This window comes from Trinickia symbiotica (genome assembly GCF_002934455.1).
Taxonomy (GTDB): domain Bacteria; phylum Pseudomonadota; class Gammaproteobacteria; order Burkholderiales; family Burkholderiaceae; genus Trinickia; species Trinickia symbiotica.
In genome coordinates, this window is sequence record NZ_PTIR01000004.1 from 79824 (window position 1) to 98479 (window position 18656).

At 66.1% G+C, this 18656-nt stretch carries 13 protein-coding genes; 7 read left to right on the plus strand and 6 right to left on the minus strand.

Going from position 1 to position 18656, the window contains the following annotated elements; translation table 11 throughout:
• Nucleotides 1-3 precede the first annotated feature (3 nt).
• Entirely contained in the window at nt 4-3549 is a 3546-nt protein-coding gene (gene dnaE, locus B0G57_RS08160; RefSeq protein ID WP_102607133.1) for a DNA polymerase III subunit alpha, read from the minus strand.
• Between the two features lie 89 nt (nt 3550-3638).
• On the opposite strand from dnaE, the gene B0G57_RS08165 reads away from it, so the two are divergent.
• Both B0G57_RS08165 and gluQRS read left to right on the plus strand, forming a co-directional pair.
• Nucleotides 3639-4502, plus strand: coding sequence for a sulfurtransferase (locus B0G57_RS08165; RefSeq protein ID WP_026230095.1), 864 nt, complete (start codon nt 3639-3641; stop codon nt 4500-4502).
• 100 nt (nt 4503-4602) lie between these two features.
• A complete protein-coding gene (gene gluQRS / locus B0G57_RS08170; protein WP_018442977.1) occupies nt 4603-5499 on the plus strand; it encodes a tRNA glutamyl-Q(34) synthetase GluQRS in 897 nt (298 codons plus the stop codon).
• Here the strand turns inward: gluQRS and B0G57_RS08175 are convergent.
• Nucleotides 5480-6496, minus strand: coding sequence for a 1-aminocyclopropane-1-carboxylate deaminase (locus B0G57_RS08175; protein ID WP_026230096.1), 1017 nt, complete (start codon nt 6494-6496; stop codon nt 5480-5482). The genes gluQRS and B0G57_RS08175 overlap by 20 nt on opposite strands.
• A 190-nt stretch (nt 6497-6686) precedes the next feature.
• Here B0G57_RS08175 and B0G57_RS08180 point away from each other — a divergent pair, with 190 nt between their 5' ends.
• A complete protein-coding gene (locus B0G57_RS08180) occupies nt 6687-7208 on the plus strand; it encodes an Lrp/AsnC family transcriptional regulator (protein WP_020566460.1) in 522 nt (173 codons plus the stop codon).
• A gap of 24 nt (nt 7209-7232) precedes the next feature.
• Here B0G57_RS08180 and B0G57_RS08185 read toward each other — a convergent pair whose 3' ends face one another.
• On the minus strand, nt 7233-8681 hold the full coding sequence (locus tag B0G57_RS08185) for a DEAD/DEAH box helicase (protein WP_026230097.1): 1449 nt from the start codon (nt 8679-8681) through the stop codon (nt 7233-7235).
• Nucleotides 8682-8998: 317 nt separating this feature from the next.
• On the minus strand, nt 8999-10234 hold the full coding sequence (gene purT, locus B0G57_RS08190) for a formate-dependent phosphoribosylglycinamide formyltransferase (RefSeq protein ID WP_018442981.1): 1236 nt from the start codon (nt 10232-10234) through the stop codon (nt 8999-9001).
• Nucleotides 10235-10424: 190 nt separating this feature from the next.
• Between purT and B0G57_RS08195 the strand changes: the two genes are divergently transcribed.
• Together B0G57_RS08195 and B0G57_RS08200 are read left to right on the plus strand one after the other, a co-directional pair.
• The gene (locus tag B0G57_RS08195; protein ID WP_018442983.1) at nt 10425-11021 is read left to right on the plus strand and encodes an META domain-containing protein; all 597 of its coding nucleotides are present in this window, start codon (nt 10425-10427) and stop codon (nt 11019-11021) included.
• A gap of 102 nt (nt 11022-11123) precedes the next feature.
• Nucleotides 11124-14357, plus strand: a complete 3234-nt coding sequence (locus tag B0G57_RS08200; protein WP_018442984.1) for an FtsK/SpoIIIE family DNA translocase — start codon at nt 11124-11126, stop codon at nt 14355-14357.
• 292 nt (nt 14358-14649) lie between these two features.
• On the opposite strand, the gene B0G57_RS08205 is transcribed toward B0G57_RS08200, so the two are convergent.
• Nucleotides 14650-15840, minus strand: a complete 1191-nt coding sequence (locus tag B0G57_RS08205) for a lactonase family protein (protein WP_189595336.1) — start codon at nt 15838-15840, stop codon at nt 14650-14652.
• Nucleotides 15841-15962: 122 nt separating this feature from the next.
• Between B0G57_RS08205 and B0G57_RS08210 the strand changes: the two genes are divergently transcribed.
• Nucleotides 15963-16121, plus strand: coding sequence for a DUF3096 domain-containing protein (locus tag B0G57_RS08210; protein ID WP_018442986.1), 159 nt, complete (start codon nt 15963-15965; stop codon nt 16119-16121).
• A 14-nt stretch (nt 16122-16135) separates the two neighbouring features.
• Here the strand turns inward: B0G57_RS08210 and B0G57_RS31640 are convergent, their stop codons facing one another.
• A complete protein-coding gene (locus B0G57_RS31640) occupies nt 16136-16381 on the minus strand; it encodes a hypothetical protein (protein WP_018442987.1) in 246 nt (81 codons plus the stop codon).
• 222 nt (nt 16382-16603) lie between these two features.
• On the opposite strand from B0G57_RS31640, the gene B0G57_RS08220 reads away from it, so the two are divergent.
• Entirely contained in the window at nt 16604-18409 is a 1806-nt protein-coding gene (locus B0G57_RS08220) for a glycoside hydrolase family 15 protein (protein ID WP_026230098.1), read from the plus strand.
• Nucleotides 18410-18656: the final 247 nt, after the last annotated feature.

Sequence of the window (18656 nt, forward strand, 5' to 3'; positions counted from 1 at the left end):
CCTTCAATAAACGATTTCCGCGGCGCTGCCCGCGAAGGTGTTGCGCAGCTCGGCGAGCAGTTCGTCGCTCGGCCGCACACGCCATGCGTCCCCGAGGCGCAACTCGCCTTGCGCCCGCTCGTTGCTGTAGACGATCTGTACCGCGAGTCCGTTCCGAATCGGCGCGTGCGCACGCTGACGCCCATTCTCGGCACCGCGCCCATTGCGCGCCGCTCCGTTCACGGGCGCAGCGCTCGCCGCCTCGGGCTCCTGAGCGGGCGCGCAGTAGAGCTCGAGGACACGCTTGAGCGCCGCGGCATCGGCATTGCCGTTCATGCTGATCTTCACGCCTTGCGCATAGCGGTTACGCGCGCGCTCGAGGTCCATCACCGAATCGGCCGTGAAGCGAATGCCCCCCGTGAATGCGTCGTTGCGCGCCTGTCCTTGCACGACGATGAGCTCGTCTTCCTTGAAGAGCGTTCGATTGGCTTCGTACTGCTCGTTGAATACGGTGACCTCGCATTGGCTCGTCGCATCGTCGATGAGCGCGATCAGCATCTTTCCACGCTGCGTCATCTGCGTGCGCAACGAAACGATGATGCCAGCCACGAGCTTGTCGCGCCCCTCTTTCAGATCGGCAACCTTGAGGCGGACGAAGCGTCGCACCTCGTCCTTGTAAGCGTCGAAAAGATGGCCCGAAAGATAGAAGCCGAGCGCGGTCTTTTCCTCTTGCAGCTTGCGCTTTTCGGGCCACGCCGGCTCGTCGACGAGTTCGTGCACGTCCGCCGCCGCGTCTCCCATGTCGAAGAGACCCGCCTGCATCGCGTTGGCGCTCGCCTGATCCGCCGCCTCCATCGCGAGCGGCACCGAGGCGATCAGCTGCGCGCGATTCGGATGGAGCTCGTCGAAGGCCCCCGCGCGAATGAGCGCATCGACGGTGCGGCGATTGACGACGCGCCGGTCGATGCGTGCGCAAAAATCGAAGAGGTCCGTGAACGGGCCCGCCTCGCGCGCGCGCAGGATTTCTTCGATCGCGTTCTGCCCGCTGCCCTTCACGGCGCCGAGGCCGTAGCGGATCGTGCGCGAACGCTTGCCGTCCGCCTCGGCCACAGGCTCGAAGCGATACGCGGACCGGTTGATGTCGGGCGGCAGCACGGCCATGCCGTTGGTCTTGCAGTCCTCGTAAAGGATCTTGACCTTGTCCGTGTCGTCCATCGCCAAGCTCATGTTGGCAGCCATGAACTCGGCCGGGTGGTGCGCTTTCAGCCACGCCGTGTAGTAAGCGAGCAGCGCGTAGGCCGCCGCATGCGACTTGTTGAAGCCGTAGCCCGCGAACTTCTCCATCAAGTCGAAGATTTCGTCGGCCTTCTCGGCCGTGAGGCCGTTCTTCGCCGCGCCTTCGCGGAAGAGCTCGCGGTGCTTGGCCATCTCCTCGGGCTTCTTCTTGCCCATCGCCCGGCGCAAGAGATCCGCGCCGCCGAGCGAGTAGCCGCCGATGATCTGGGCCATCTGCATCACCTGCTCCTGATAGACCATGATGCCGTAGGTCTCTTTCAGGACAGGCTCGACGCGCGGATCCGGGTACTCGACGCTCTCGCGCCCGTGCTTACGCGCGCAGAAGCTCGGGATCAGGTCCATCGGTCCCGGACGGTAAAGCGCGACGAGCGCGATGATGTCCTCGAAGCGGTCGGGCTGCGCGTCTTTCAACATCCCCTGCATGCCGCGGCTTTCCAGCTGGAAGACGGCGACCGTGTTGGCCTTCTTCAGGATCGAGAACGCGGCGGGATCGTCGAGCGGCACCTGCGCGAGCGACCAGTCGGCCTTCGAAGGATCGAGGCGGCGAATGTAGCGCTCGGCCCAATCGAGAATCGTGAGCGTCGTCAGCCCGAGAAAGTCGAACTTCACGAGGCCGACCGCTTCGACGTCGTCCTTGTCGTACTGGCTCACGACGCCGCCATCATCGCCTTGCGTGTAGAGCGGGCAGAAGTCGGTCAGCTTGCCAGGCGCGATCAACACGCCGCCCGCGTGCATGCCGACGTTGCGCGTCAAGCCCTCGACTCGCTGCGCGAGATCGAGCAACTGCCGCACTTCGTCTTCGTTCTCGTAGCGCTCCTTGAGAAGCGGCTCCTCCTCCATCGCGTCGGCGATCGTCACGTGCTTGCCGGGCTTGAACGGGATCAGCTTCGCGACGCCGTCGGTAAAGTTGTAGCCGAGATCGAGCACACGCCCGATATCGCGCACAGCCGCCTTGGCCGCCATCGTGCCGAACGTCGCGATCTGCGAGACGGCGTCCGCGCCGTACTTGCCCTTCACGTACTGGATCACGCGGTCGCGCCCTTCCTGGCAGAAGTCGATGTCGAAGTCGGGCATCGACACGCGCTCCGGGTTCAGGAAGCGCTCGAACAGCAGGTTGTAGCGCAGCGGATCGAGATCCGTGATGCCGAGCGCGTACGCGACGAGCGAGCCGGCGCCCGAGCCGCGGCCCGGCCCCACGGGCACGCCGTTGTTCTTCGCCCAGTTGATGAAGTCGGCCACGATCAGGAAGTAGCCGGGAAAGCCCATCTTGATGATCGTGCCGCACTCGAACTCGAGACGGTTGTAGTACTTTTCACGCTCGGCATCGCGCTCGGCCTTGTCCGGATAGAGCTCGACCAGACGCTGCTCGAGACCTTCCTTCGAAAGCTGCACGAGGTAATCGTCGAGCGACAGGCCGTCGGGCGTCGGAAAAAGCGGCAGCTTCGGCTTGCCGAGCTCGAGCGTCAGGTTGCAGCGTTTCGCGATTTCGACCGTGTTCGCGACGGCGGACGGTATGTCGGCAAAAAGCGCAGCCATCTCGTCTTGCGTGGCGAAACGCTGCTCGGTCGAAAAGCGCTTCTGCCGACGCGGATTCGCGAGGATGTCCCCCTCGGAAATGCAGACGCGCGCCTCGTGCGCGGTGAAGTCGTCGACCGTCATGAACTGCACCGGATGCGTGGCGACGACGGGCAGCTCGAGCGCCGCCGCGAGCGCGACGGCCTCCTGCACGTACGCTTCGCCGCCCGGCTGCCCGCAGCGTTGCAGCTCGATGTAAAACGCGTTCGGAAAACGCTCGGCCCAGCGTATCGCGTGACGCTTGGCGCTTTCCTTGTTGCCCGCCGCGAGCGCGAGGCCGATATCGCCTTGCTGCGCCCCCGAGAGCGCGATGAGTCCCTCCGCGAGCGGCCCGTCGAGCCATTGCGCGTCGATCTCGGAGCGGCCGCGGTATTGATTCGTGAGCCAGGCCTTCGTCAGCAGCTCACAGAGATTGAGGTAGCCGCGACGGTCCTTGACGAGCAGCAAAAGACGCGACGGCTTGTCGCGATCGTCAGGGTTCGCCACCCAGATGTCGCATCCGGCAATCGGCTTTACGCCCTTGCCGCGGGCCTCTTTGTAAAAGCGCACGAGGCCGAACGCATTCGCGAGGTCGGTCAACGCGAGCGCGCCCTGGCCGTCGTCGGCCGCGGCCTTGACGACATCGTCGAGGCGCACCATGCCGTCGGCGATCGAGAATTCGGAGTGGATGCGAAGATGGACGAAGCGGGGATCTGGCATGGGCGGTATTGTACATCCCGGGCCAGCAGCAGCTGCCGGGCCGCCCGGGCCATTTGCGGGATAATACGGGTTTCGCCCGCACCATCAACATGAGCATCGTCAATCTCGCCGCCTACCGGTTCGTCGCGCTCGATGCGATCCGCGCATGGCGCCCTCTCGTCGCCGAGCGCTGCGCCGCGCTCGCGTTGCGCGGCACGATCCTGCTCGCGCCCGAAGGCATCAACCTCTTCGTCGCCGGCAGCCGCGAGGCCGCCGACGCATTCATCGACTACCTCCGCCACGATCCGCTCTTCGAAGGCAAATTCGCGGCGCTGCAGTTCAAGGAAAGCCTGTCGCCGACGCAGCCGTTTCGGCGAATGCTCGTCAAGCTGAAGCGCGAAATCATCACGATGAAAAAGCCGGCGATCCGGCCTGAGCTCGGCCGCGCGCCGTCCGTCGACGCCCCCACGCTGAAGCGCTGGCTCGACAGCGGCCGCGACGATGCGGGGCGCCCCGTCGTCATGCTCGATACGCGCAATGCGTTCGAAGTCGATGTCGGCACGTTCCGGGACGCCGTCGACTATCGGATTACGAAATTCAGCGAGTTTCCGCAGGCGATCGAGGCGCACCGCGCCGAGCTCGCCGGTAAAACCATCGTGTCGTTCTGCACGGGCGGGATCCGCTGCGAAAAGGCCGCGATCCACATGAAGGAGGTCGGCCTCGACCATGTGTATCAGCTCGAGGGCGGCATCCTGAAGTACTTCGAAGAAGTCGGCGGCGCTCACTATCAGGGCGAATGCTTCGTCTTCGACTACCGCACGGCGCTCAACCCGCGACTCGAGCCCACCGAGACGCTGCAGTGCTTCGGCTGCCGCGCTGTGGTCACGCCCGACGCGCAGCGCTCGCCGCTCTATATGCCAGGCAAGACATGTCCCGCGTGTCACCCGGACCGGGAGCGCGCGCAGGCCGCGTAAAGATGGCCGCGACGCCCGCCAACGCTCGCCAGGCAGAGCTTTCATGCGCTGACAGGCGGCCATCAGTGCACGCGTTTGCCGCCCCCGCGGAACCCGGTCCATGAGCGCCCCCTACCGCGGCCGCTTCGCCCCTTCGCCGACGGGCCCTTTGCACTTTGGCTCGCTCGTCGGCGCGTTGGCAAGCTACCTGGATGCACGCGCACATGGCGGTACTTGGCTCGTTCGGATCGAAGATATCGACGGACCGCGCACGGTGCCCGGCGCCGACGAACGGATCCTCACCACGCTCGAGCGCTTCGGCATGCACCCCGACGAGCCCCCCGTCTGGCAAAGCGGGCGCACCGCGCTATACCAAGACGCGTTCGAGCGCCTCGAGGCGGCCGGTGTCGTCTATCCGTGCGGCTGCACGCGCAAGGAAATCGCCGACTCGCTCGCCAATGCGCACGCGCGCCATACGACGCTCGCCTACCCCGGCACGTGCCGCCAAGGCCTCAGCGGCAAGCCCGCGCGCGCCTGGCGCGTGCGCGTGCCCGACGGCGCCGATGCGATCGTCACGTTCAGCGACAGATGGCAGGGCCCGCGCACGCAAAACCTTGCCACCGAGGTCGGCGACTTCGTCCTCAAGCGCGCCGACGGCCACTGGGCCTATCAGCTCGCGGTGGTCGTCGACGATGCCGACCAAGGCATCACGGATGCTGTACGCGGCGCCGATCTCATCGATTCGACAGCGCGTCAAATCTACCTGCAGCGATGCCTCGGCCTGCCGACGCCCGCTTATTTGCACGTGCCCGTCGTCGTGGACGCGCATGGCGAGAAGCTCAGCAAGCAGACGGGCGCGGCCGAGCTCGACGCGAGCCGGCCGCTGCCCGCGCTGCAAGCGGCCGCGCGCCATCTCGGGCTGGCCGCGACGGCCGTCGCATCGAGCGTGACACTGGAGACGTTCTACGCCGAGGCCACCGCCGCCTGGTCGGCGCGTTTCAGCCGTTGCGGAAGATGAAGCTGTAAGCGGAAAGCGCCGGCGCGCCGCCGAGATGAGCGTAGAGCACGTTCGAACCGGCCGGGAATTCGCCGAGACGGACCTTGTCGATCATGCCGTGCATCGACTTCCCTTCGTAGACGGGATCGGTCAGCATGCCCTCGAGCCGCGCGGTGAGCCGGATCGCCTCGAGCGTTCCGTCGTTCGGCAGCCCATATTCGGGGCCGCCGTAGCGCGTGTCGAGCACGACGTCTTGATCGACGATCGGGCGCCCCAGATCGACGAGCTCGCCCGTATGCTTCGCGATGCGCAGAATCTGCGCGCGCGTGGCGTCGGGCTTTGCCGATGCGTCGATACCGATGACCCGGTCCGCGCGGCCGTCCGCCGCAAAGCCGACGATCATCCCCGCCTGCGTGCTGCCCGTCACCGAGCAGACGACGATGTAATCGAACTTGACGCCAAGCTCGGCCTCCTGCTGTCGCACTTCCTCGGCGAATCCGACGAAGCCGAGACCGCCGAGCCGGTGTTCGGAGCAACCGGCCGGAATCGCATACGGTTTGCCGCCAGCCTCGCGCACGCTCGCGAGTGCGTCCTCCCAGCTCTTGCGAATGCCGATATCGAACCCGTCCGGCACGAGACGCACGTCGGCGCCCATGATGCGCGACAGCTCGATGTTGCCGACACGGTCGTAGACGGCATCGGAATAGTTGACCCAATTTTCCTGGACGAGCACACATTTCATGCCCAGATGCGCCGCGACGGCCGCCACCTGACGGGTCTGGTTCGATTGGATCCCCCCGATCGAGACGAGCGTGTCGCAACCTTGCTCGAGCGCATCGGGCACGAGGTATTCGAGCTTGCGCGTCTTGTTGCCGCCGAACGCGAGGCCGCTGTTGCAGTCCTCGCGCTTAGCCCAGAGATTGACCTTGCCGCCGAGGTGCGCCGAGAGGCGCTTGAGCGGCTGAATCGGCGTCGGGCCGAACGTCAGGGGATAGCGGGAAAACCGTTGCAGATTCATGGCGAGGCTCCAATCGTCGATGTGAGAAAGCGGCGCGACGGCGGCCGCTCGATCGAAGCGGATCCCGTGTCGTGCGACGAGAAAATGATAGGGAACCTTTGAAGAAATGAGGTTGCGAAATAATCGGTCGTGGCGTACGTTTGCTGACGAATGCAGCCTCGTTGCGTAACGAAATTTACCCTGACCATCCATGTGCGCAACAAAATTACGTCATCGTCCCGCCACGGCCCAAGAGTCGGCGCCGATGTCGCCCGTTCAACTGGATCGCATCGATCGCGCGATCCTCAAGCATTTGCAGCACGACGCCTCCATCTCCAACGTCGCCCTGGCCGCGAAGGTGAAATTGAGCCCGCCCGCGTGCCTGCGGCGCGTGGAGCGATTGAAGGAGTCAGGTCTGATACGCGGAGTGGTCGCGCTGCTGGAGCCCAAGGCGATCGGGGCGGGCATGCTCGTGGTGATCGGCATCGTGCTCGATCGGTCGACACCGGAAACTTTCGCCGAATTCGAGAAGGCCGCCCGCAACATCTCCGGCTGCATGGAGTGCCATGTGGTGACGGGCGAGTTCGACTACTTCATGCTCGTGCGCACGCGCGACAGCGACAGCTTCAATCGGCTGCACGCCGAGCAATTGCTCTATCTGCCCGGCGTGCGGCAGATACGGAGCTTCATGGTGCTGAAAGAGATCTTGTCGACGACGGAATTTCCGCTCTGACGCGGCCGAGGGGTGCCGCTCGACTCAAGACGACGTATTGCGGCGGGGCATGCCGAAGCCGCCGAGCAGCGCGGCGAGCGGCTGTTTCTGTGCCGACTTGCTCACCGGCTCGGGCTTCTTCGGCTCCTCGCCCTTGCTCGCCGACGGCGACGGCTCGTACGGCTTGTAGAAGAAGTCGTCGACGGGCGCGTGCCGGTGCGCCGGGCGCTCATAGGCGGGCGCACCGCGGCGGCGCCCGGAACGCTCGTCGCGCTCGCGGCGGCCATGCTCGTCGCGGTGATGCCGGACGGGCGAGTCCACCTGCAGCGGCCGGATCTCGAGCGGGCGCTTGATCAGCTTTTCGATATCGGCCAGTTGTTTGCGCTCGTTCGGGCTGCAAAGCGAAAGCGCGTCGCCCGATGCGCCGGCACGGCCCGTGCGGCCGATCCGGTGCACATAGTCTTCGGCGTTGAACGGCAAGTCGAAGTTGATGACGGCCGGCAACTCGACGATGTCGAGGCCGCGTGCGGCGACGTCGGTGGCGACGAGCGCCTCGATTTCGCCGCGCTTGAACGCGTCGAGCGCCTGCATCCGCTCGAGTTGCGACTTATCGCCATGAATCGCCGACGCCACGACTCCGTCACGCTCGAGTTGGCGCGCAAGGCGCCCTGCGCCAATCTTGCTGTTGCAAAAGACGATGACCTGCTTCAGGCCGCGCTCGCGAATCAACTGGACGACGGCGCCCTGCTTGTCGCCCTCGGCAACCTCAAAGACGATTTGCGTGACGTTGGCCGCCGTCGAGTTGCTGCGCGCCACCTCGATCGTCTGCGGGTTGCGCAGATAAGTCGCGGCGAGCTTCTTGATCTCGGGCGAGAAAGTCGCCGAAAAGAGCAGCGTTTGGCGCTCCTTCGGCAGCAGGTTGAGGATGCGCTGCAAGTCCGGAAGGAAGCCCATGTCGAGCATGCGATCCGCCTCGTCGAGCACGAGCATCTGAACCTGACCGAGATTCGTCGTCTTCTGCTGGACATGATCGAGCAGGCGTCCAGGCGTCGCGATCAGAATTTCGACGCCACGCCGCAGCTCCGCTTCTTGCGGTCCCATGTCGACGCCGCCGAAAACCACGGCGCTGCGCAGCGCCGTGTGCTTCGCGTACGCCTCGACGTTCGCGGCCACCTGGTCGGCCAGCTCGCGCGTCGGCGTGAGGATCAGCGCGCGCACGGGATGGCGCGCGGGCGAAGCGCTCGTGCTCGCGAGCGGCAAGAGCCGCTGAATGATCGGCAGCGAAAAGCTGGCCGTCTTGCCGGTGCCGGTCTGCGCGGCGCCCATGACGTCGCGGCCCGAAAGCACGACCGGGATCGCCTGCGCCTGGATTGGCGTCGGCGTCGTATAGCCTTGCTCGGCAATGGCCTTCAGGATGTCAGGGCCGAGGCCGAATTGGTCGAAATTGGCGATGGTCGTAGGGGCTGACTGGGGCTTCGCAGCGGGATCGGACATAGTGGCGTTCGCTAAAAATGCGCCGTCGACGGCGCCGCGTCGTTCGCGCGCGGCCGTGAGCCGACGGAGGCGGCCAGCCTTGCGCGGCAGGGCAAGCTCGCGGTTGTCGCCAGCGAGGACCGCCCCTGACGCCGTGCGCTTGCGCACGCGCGCATCGCCGCACCGCAAAGCGTCATGTGACGCCGAGTGCGAGCGGCCGGCTCGGGCCAGTGGCGGAAGTCGACGAAACGCGCCACCGGAAAGGCCGGTATTGTAGCACCGCGCTGTTGCACGGACTGTGACAGTTCCTGGCCCACCCGTGCTGGCGCGACGACGCGCTACCGGGACGCGTCGGCGCTGCGGGCAGCCGACACCGGCCGCACCGCCGCCGCGGCCGCCTTCGCTCGCCGCCTCGCTTCGTCGATGTCGGCCCCCGTCGCGACCGCCACGCCCATGCGGCGCTTCTTGAAGCTCTCGGGCTTGCCGAAGAGCCGCAAGTCAGCGCCGGGCACGGCGAGCGCCTCGCGCACGCCCTCGAACGCGATGCCGGACTCCTCCAGCCCGCCGTAGATCACGGCGGAAGCACCTGGCGCGGCGAGCGACGGATCGACGGGCAAGCCGAGAATGGCACGCGCGTGCAGCTCGAACTGCGACAGGCGCTGCGAGCGAAGCGTCACGAGCCCCGTGTCGTGCGGACGCGGGCTCACTTCCGAGAACCAGACCTCGTCGCCGCGCACGAACAGCTCGACGCCGAACACGCCGCGGCCGCCCAACGCCTCCGTGACCTTGCGCGCGATCTCGCGCGAGCGCGCGAACGCGATGGCCGACATCGGCTGCGGCTGCCACGACTCGACGTAATCGCCGGCCACCTGCAAGTGGCCGATCGGCTCGCAAAAGTACGTATCGATGCTACCGGTCGTCGGCTCCACGGCGCGCACCGTCAGCTGCGTGATCTCGTAATCGAACTGGACGAAGCCTTCGACGATGATGCGGCCCACATTGACGCGCGCCCCGGCCGTGGCGTACTGCCACGCCGCATCGATATCGGCCGAGCTCTTCAACACCGATTGGCCCTTGCCCGACGACGACATCACGGGCTTGACGACGCACGGGTAGCCGATCCGATCGATGGCCGCCTTCAGCTCGTCGAGCGAATCCGCGAACGCGTAGGGCGACGTCGGCAAACCGAGCGTTTCCGCCGCGAGGCGCCGGATGCCCTCGCGATTCATCGTCAGTTGTGTCGCGCGCGCGGTCGGGATGACTTCGGCGAGCCCCGCCGATTCGATTTCGGCGAGCGCATCCGTCGCGATCGCTTCGATCTCGGGCACGATGAGGTGCGGCTTCTCTGCGCGCACGAGTTCGGCCAGGGCGGCCGCGTCCGTCATGTCGATCACGTGCGAACGATGCGCGACCTGATGGCCCGGCGCATTCGGATAACGATCGACGGCAATCGTTTCAACGCCAAGCCGCTGCAGCGCGATGATGACTTCCTTGCCGAGCTCGCCCGCGCCAAGCAGCATGACGCGCGTGGCGGAGGCGGAAAGCGGCGTACCGATTCGTTGACCGATCTGCATGACGAATATCCGTTCGAGAAGAGAAGCTCGATGAAGCCGCGATGCTAGCATGCGGCGCCGCGCGTTTCATCGCGTTGCCTGGGATGCCATTTGCGCCGCGCGCAACCTGCTGCCCGCGCTCGCTTACGCCTCGCGGGCCGAGTACGCTACCCTTACGCCTTTCGAGCGATAGAAGAAGAGGAACGAACCCATGTCGAATCCGTCGATCGCGCGGCGGCGCGCAGCTTCGCGCGTCCGTCCGGCGCGGCGCCGCGCCGGCGCGCTGGCTGCCGCGCCGCTCGTCGCGGTGTGCGCGATGCTCGCGGCCTGCGCGCTGCCGACGCATCCCGAGTCGGCAGCGCCGCCGAGCGACCCGTTCAATCCCGCGGCCACGCAGCTGCTCGACGACACCTCGTGGACGCTCGCGAGCTGGCAGACGGCCGGCGGTGCGACGCGCGAGATCGCCGGCGCCGAGGGCGCCGAGGGCGCGAAGGACGCGACGGGCGCCGACCGGGAAGCCGCCCCGACCCTCGTGTTGTCGACGGCGACCGGCCAGCGGCGTGCAAGTGGCTTCGCAGGCTGCAACCGCTTCAGCGGGCCCTATGCCCTCAAAAGCGGCGCGCTCACGTTGGGGCCGCTCGCCACGACGCGGATGGCCTGCTCCGGATCGCGCGGCGAGCTCGAACACGCCTACCTCGACGCGCTCGCCCATATCGCGAAAACAGGCGTGCAATGGCGTGCGCCGCTTCGGCTCGAACTGGTCACGCAAGACGGCGCCATCCTGCGTTTTGACGCCGCGAGCCGGTAGGCGCCATGCGATGCGCGCAACATCGAAGCCGCACGACGTCCCGAAAGGTTAAACTCGCCGCGTTGCGCGAAGCGCCGCCCTCTGCCTTTCTTTCCCACTAGCATGCATACGGTTGTTTCCGGCTGGTTCGGCGTCTCCGCCGTCTGGTTCGTTCCTCTCGCGTGGCGCCTCGCGAAGGCGCTCCTGCCTGGCGGCAGCGGCCTCGGCGGTCCTGGGACGATCCGCCTTTGGTTCGGATTCGCTTGCGCGCTTGCGGCGAGCAGCACGCTCGAGGCCGCGCTCGCGCCTGCCTCCGGCAGTGTGCTTGGCCACGCATTCGTCGCCGCCGCGGACCACGCGTTCGGCGCGGCCGGCCGCCTCGTCGCTTCGGTCGGCGCGCTCCCGCTCTTGATCGCCGGCCTGCCGTGGCTGATCGGATTCAGCTGGCGTCATGCACTCGGCGCCGCCGACCGCGCGCTCGGGCTCGGACTCGATTTCGCCTCGTCGCGCGATCAGGCCGCAAACGTCGCGACGCGATCGAGCACCCGGCACGAGCGAGTCGCCGCGCGCGCAGGGGACGCGCACCCGAGCACCACCGGAACGGCGCGCGTCGCGACGGGCAGCATATCGGCCGTCAATACGGTGAATACGATGGCGCCGAAATCGGGGGGACGCTACGCTCGCCCCACCGTCTGGCAACCGCCGTCGGTATCGCGCGGGGCCTCGGGCGTCGCAACGATGAAAACTCAGGGCGGTCAACGCGCGGACAATTCGATCATCGGTACGCGCCACCAAACGGAACCTCGCCGGCCGGCGTCGCCGCAGCAGTCCGCCGCGCGCTCGAGCGCCGCACGGCCCGCTCCGCCCGCCGCAGCGCCTGAAACGACGCGTGCGACTGGCGCGCCGCACCACCGCCCCACGCAGCACCCCCAGACCGCCCGGTCGTTCGCGGGAACCCCTGCGGCACCGCCCCCGCGACCGTACGCAACGACGCGCCGGGCAACCGTTTCGCCGGCCGCGGAGAGCGAGCGCCCCCAGCCGGAACCGGATCGACCAGGCAGCGCTCTTCCGGCGCAAAGCGTCGAAGAAACATTGCGTGCTATCGAAGCAAACACAGCTCAGTGGACCGCGCTTGCGGGGATCGGCCTTGCGCGCCGCGGTGCGTCGGCGCCATCGATGGGGAGCAGCAACAGCACGGCTGACGAGCAGCCGACCGTGAGCGGTGAGCTGGAAACGGTTTTCTCCCTCTCGCCGCACCGACACTCGCCGTCGTCGCCCGCGGAGCCGGAACCCCCGGCGCCAGCCGCCTCGCCTGTGGGAGTGCGACTGCCCGAGCCAACCGCGCCGGCTACGGAAGTGCGCTCCGCCGAGCCAGCCAGCTGGTCGATGCCGGTGCAATCCTCAGAACGGGCCGCTTCGTCCGCGGGAGAACAATCCCCCGAGCCAACCGATTCGCCGACGGAAGTGCCGCCCTCCGAGCCAACGGACCGACCGACGCGCGTGCCATCCTCCGATTCAGCCGCTTGGCCTGCGCAAGAACCCTCCCCCGAGCCACCCGATTGGCCTGAGCAAACGCGATTCTCAGAGCCCATTCCGTCGCCCGTGGAGCCGCAACCGTCCGAGCCGGCCGCCCTGCCCCCGCCTGTCGAACCGCCAGTGGAGCAACCGATCGGGCGCCAACTGTCCACTTTCCAGGCCGTGGACCCGTGGGACGATCCGCCGCCTGCCGAGCCGACCGCATTTGTCCCGCCACAGCCCCCAGCCGGCGCAAACGACGCGGATGCGCCGGGCGTGGCCGCATCCCCCGAATCGCCCCCCGCGCCGATCCGCGGCCATGCCGCGGCGGAGTTCGCGTTTCATGCGCCGGCGGCCGCTGCCGTCGAGCTGCCGTCGATCGACCTGCTCGTGCAGGCGTCGTCCGATGCCGAACCGATCCCGGCCGAGCAACTGACGCAAACGGGCCAGCTGATCGAGCAGCGCCTGCAGGAATTCAAGGTGCCCGTGACGGTGGTCGGCGCGTCGGCCGGCCCCGTCATCACCCGCTTCGAGGTCGAGCCCGCGCTCGGCGTTCGAGGCAGCCAGATCGTCGGCCTCATGAAGGACCTTTCGCGCGGCCTCGGCCTCACGTCGATCCGCGTCGTCGAAACGATTCCGGGCAAGACGTGCATGGGGCTCGAGTTGCCGAACGCCAAACGTCAGACGATCCGGCTTTCGGAGATCCTCGCGGCGGACGCCTACCGCCATTCCCCATCGAACCTCACGATCGCGATGGGCAAGGACATCACCGGGCAGCCTGTGGTGACCGATCTCGCCAAAGCGCCGCACATGCTCGTGGCGGGCACGACCGGCTCGGGCAAGTCCGTGGCCATCAACGCGATGATCCTGTCCCTGCTCTTCAAAGCGACGCCCGAGGACGTGCGCCTCATCATGATCGATCCAAAGATGCTCGAGCTCTCCGTCTACGAGGGCATCCCGCATCTGCTCGCGCCCGTCGTCACCGACATGAAGCTTGCCGCGAACGCGCTGAACTGGTGCGTGGGCGAGATGGAGAAGCGCTATCGCCTGATGTCGGCTGTCGGCGTGCGCAATCTTGCCGGATTCAACCAGAAAATCCGCGACGCCGAGGCCGCGGAAAAGAAGCTGACGAACCCGTTTTCACTGACGCCCGATGCACCGGAGCCGCTTTCGACGCTACCGCTCATCGTCGTCGTCATCGACGAGCTGGCGGACCTGATGATGGTCGCCGGCAAGAAGATCGAAGAGCTCATCGCGCGGCTCGCGCAAAAAGCGCGCGCCGCCGGCATCCATCTGATCCTCGCGACGCAGCGCCCGTCCGTCGATGTGATCACGGGGCTCATCAAGGCCAACATTCCGACACGCGTCGCGTTCCAGGTTTCATCGAAGATCGACTCGCGCACGATTCTCGATCAGATGGGCGCCGAATCGCTGCTCGGGCAGGGCGACATGCTGTTCCTGCCCCCCGGCACCGGCTACCCGCAGCGCGTGCACGGTGCGTTCGTCGCCGACGAGGAAGTGCATCGGATCGTCGAGCACTTGAAGCAATTCGGCGAGCCGCAGTATGAGGAAGGGATTCTGGATGGCCCCGCCGCCGAAGGCGCGGCACAGGATCTCTTCGGCGACGCACCCGATGCCGAGGCCGATCCGCTTTACGACGAGGCGGTGGCGTTCGTCGTGCGCACGCGCCGCGCCTCGATCTCGGCCGTCCAGCGGCAGCTGCGTATCGGTTATAACCGCGCCGCGCGACTCGTCGAGCAAATGGAAGCGGCGGGACTCGTTTCGTCGATGAGCGTCAACGGCAGCCGTGAAGTCCTCGCCCCGCCCGGCCCCGATCAATAGCCATAGCATAGTCAAGGTAAAACGTGCTCGGCGATTGCAAGAAGTAGCGAGTCCTTTCGTGCGCCGCACCGGCGAATCGGCGCCTTACTCGGGCGAGCAAGCACTGGAGGAGCGGCGCCAGCACGCCCCGGCATAGCCATTGCTTCGTTGGGGATACATTGTCCGAACCGCTGTCATCCCCTGCCGCCCCGCCCCCCGTGAGGCGGTAGATTCGAGCCCACGTGCTTGCTCTGACGCGTGGGCTCTCTTTGTATCCGCGCCCGCATCTTTACCGCCCCGAGCCGCCCCGGCGTCACGACGCGGGCACAAACTTGAAGTCGACAGGCGAACCGATATCGAGCCGGATCGGATTCGGGCCGAGACGCCCCGTCTCGGGATCGCGGCTGAAAACGTAAGCCGTATCGCTATCCTGATTACCCACGATGAGCCACCGTCCGGTCGGATCGATCGAGAACTCGCGCGGCGTGCGGCCGAGCGTCGATTGGCGCCCGACGAGCCGCAAAAGACCGTCGTCGGGATCGACCGCGAAAATGACGATCTCGTTGGCGTCGCCGCGATTGGTCGCATAGAGAAACCGGCCGTCGGGCGACAAATGGATCGCGCCGGCTCCGACTTTCCCCGTGAAGCCGGGCTCCGCAAGCTTCAGCACCTGCAGCGAGCGCAACGTGCCGTTCGAGTACTGCAAAGCCGTCACCGTGCCGGCAAGCTCGCTCGTCAGATAGGCGTATTGCCCTTTCGCGTCGAAAACGAGATGGCGCGGTCCGGACCCATAGGGCATCTGCACATAGCGCTGCTCGGTCGGGCTCACGATCGCGCCCTGCCCCGCATTCGGCGTATAGCGATAGACGAACAGCTTGTCGAGGCCGAGATCCTGAGCGAACAGATAGCGGCCATCGGGCGAGAAGACCGTCGAATGGACGTGCGCGCTGTCCTGCCTGCCTTTGACAGGCCCGCTCCCCTCGTGATGAACGACGAGTGCCGCCGTGCCGACACGTCCGTCGGCTTCGAGCGGAAAGACCGCGAAGCTGCCGCCGGGATCGGCCGCGACCGAGTAGTTTGCCGCGAAGAGGTATTTGCCATCGGGCGAGATGCTTAGATAGCAGGGATCGTTCCCCTCGGACGACACGTGATCGAGGAGCGTCAGACGACCGCTTGCGGCATCGAAAGCCATGGCGGTAATGCCGCCGCGAACGCTAGCGGGGCCGTTGTCGCCGGGCAATTCGTTGACGGCATAGACATAGCGGTTGTCGCGGCTCGGCACGAGATACGACGGATTGACGGTTCGCAGCACAGACAACGGGCTTGCGCGGCCCGAGCGAGTGTCGAAGCGATAGACATAGATGCCCTCGCTCTTGCCCGGCGCGGTGTACGTGCCGATCAGCAGATCGTAGTCGCCGCCGGCCGTTCCAGTTGTTTGAGCCATGGCTGTGCCCGATGTCAATGAAGCGCTCAGCAAGATTAAAGCGGCCAACCAAGCAGCCATCGCCGCGCAGTTTTTGCGGCTGGGCGCCGGTGGCAGCGAGGTGGCACGCAAATCGCTGTGCCGCGGCAAAATGGTCGTACGCACGAAAAGCCCTCTCGATTCGCCACGAGCGAGGAACCGCCATGAACATTTCCATCAGCCTCGGACCGCTTGCCGCACTGATCGCCGGCATCTTGATTCTGGCCGTGCCGCGCCTGCTCAATTACATCGTTGCGCTGTACCTCATCATCATCGGCATTCTGGGTCTCGTGGGCCCCGGCGCGGAGCACCTCAGGCTCTGACGATGGCCATGCGCTCAACCGTGCCTCAGCTGCTCGAGGCGGAGCTTGCCCTGCAGCGACAGTCCGCCGACCTCATAATGTCCACCACCGTCGCGGTGCTGCTTGAAGCACGCGCGCTCGATGAGAAACGCGGCAGCAGTATCCATACCGTTGCGCGTCAGGCCGAGCAGTCTGGAATCGAGGGCAAGCAAGGCGTTGTCGTCGAGCTTGCTTGCGGCGGAAAGAATGGTGATGCAATCGACTTTGGACGGGTGCTGCATGGCGTCAATCCTCTCGATGAATGAACGTCACATAAGCGTTGAGGGCCAAAGATGCGTCGCGTGCGAGACTGGTTGGTTGGCGCAGCGGAATGTTTTCCGTTCTTGTAGTCGTAGCGCATTGGGTGCTCGACTTCGTGCGGCGCGCGGCCCGGATCCCCGAGGCACGATTGTAGCCAGTGACATCGAATCATGACAACGTCGAATCGTTCTGAAATCGTTAACATGCCTGCTCGAATAGAAGACTATGCCCTCGTCGGGGACGGCCACACGGCCGCGCTGATTTCCCGCGAGGGGTCCGTCGATTGGCTGTGCTGGCCCCGCTTTGATTCAGGGGCCTGCTTCGCCGCACTGCTCGGCACAGAGGAGCACGGCTGCTGGCGCCTCGCGCCGGCGGCCGCCGCGTCGAAAATCACGCGTCGCTACCGCGACGGCACGCTGGTGCTCGAGACCGATTACGAGCTGCCGGAAGGCGCGGTGACGGTCATCGATTTCATGCCGCCCGGCAACGGCTGGTCCGAGCTCGTGCGCATGGTCGTCGGACGGCGCGGCACCGTGCCGATGCACATGGCGCTGACGCTGCGCTTCGACTACGGCTTCTCAGTGCCATGGGTCACGCGGCTTTCGCACGGCAAGGGGATCAAGGCGACCGTCGGGCCGGATACTGTCGTGCTGCGCACGGACGTCGAGCTGCGCGGCGCCAACATGCACACGGAAGCGGACTTCGTCGTCTCGGAGGGTGAGCAGGTGCCGTTCACGCTCGCCTACTCGTCTTCGCATCAGCACGTGCCACCCGCCGACGATCCGTTCTCGGCGCTCGCACGCACGGAGACGCATTGGCGCGAATGGTCCGCGCGCTGCAAAGTCACGGGCCGCTATGCGGCACCGATCCTGCGCTCTCTGATCACCCTCAGAGCGCTCGCCTACACCCCGACGGGCGGCATCGTCGCGGCGCCCACGACGTCGCTGCCCGAGCTTATCGGCGGCAAGCGAAACTGGGACTATCGCTATTGCTGGCTGCGCGATGCGACGATCACCCTGCTCGCGCTGATGCGCTGCGGGTATTACGACGAAGCGCGGGCGTGGCGCGGATGGCTCGGGCGTGTACTGGCCGGCTCTCCCGCACAGGTGCAGATCATGTACGGGCTCGCCGGCGAGCGGCGGCTCCACGAGATGGAGATCGACTGGTTGCCGGGCTATGAGGGGTCGAAGCCGGTGCGCATCGGCAACAACGCCGTCGGCCAGCTTCAGATCGACGTCTACGGCGAAGTCATGAACGCGCTGCATCTCGCGCGCGTCGGCGGCCTCCATACCGAAGAAACCGTCTGGGCGGTGCAATGCGCGATGCTCGACCACCTCGAGAAAATCTGGCGCGATCCGGACGAAGGTCTCTGGGAGGTACGCAGCGGACGCCGCCAGTTCACGTTCTCGAAGGTGATGGCCTGGGTGGCATTCGACCGCGCGATCCGCTCCGCCGAATCGTTCAAGCTGCACGGACCCGTCGAACGCTGGCGCGAATTGCGCGCGCAAATACACGCCGACGTCTGCCGCTCGGGATGGAACGAAAAAGTAGGCGCATTCACGCAGTCATACGGCAGCGACGACCTCGACGCGAGCCTGCTGCTCGTGCCCCTCATGGGATTTTTACCGCCGGACGATCCGCGCGTCGCCTCGACCGTGCACGCGATCGAGCGGGAGTTGATGCGTGACGGATTCGTGCTGCGTTACCACACGGCCGACGTCGACGACGGCCTGCCTCCCGGCGAAGGCACATTCCTGGCCTGCAGCTTCTGGATGGTCGACAATCTCGCGCTGCAGGGTCGGCTCGACGAAGCGCACGCGATGTACGAGCGGCTGGCCGGCCTCGCCAACGACGTCGGGCTGCTGTCCGAGGAATATGACCCGCGCGACAAACGCTTCACGGGAAATTTCCCGCAAGCCTTTTCGCATGTCGCACTCATTCATACCGGGCTCAATCTAATGCGCCATGAACAGGAAATGACGCATGTGACGGGGCACCCGAAAGAGTGATCGGAAGCCGCTACGCATGCCGCGCCAGAACCTGCTATAGCCGGCGGGTGCGGCCGCTTTGCACTGTAATCGTGCAGCCGTTGCGCCATTCCGGGCATGGCTGCATTCTTTCGTTTCGCTTGCGCTCATACTGACGGATTATTGACACCCGCCGGCACGTTTCTGGCTGCTATAAATGCGGGAAACATTTCCTGCACAGTGCAAGTTGCTGCGTTGCAACCGGTCATGTTTGTCCTTTATCATCGAA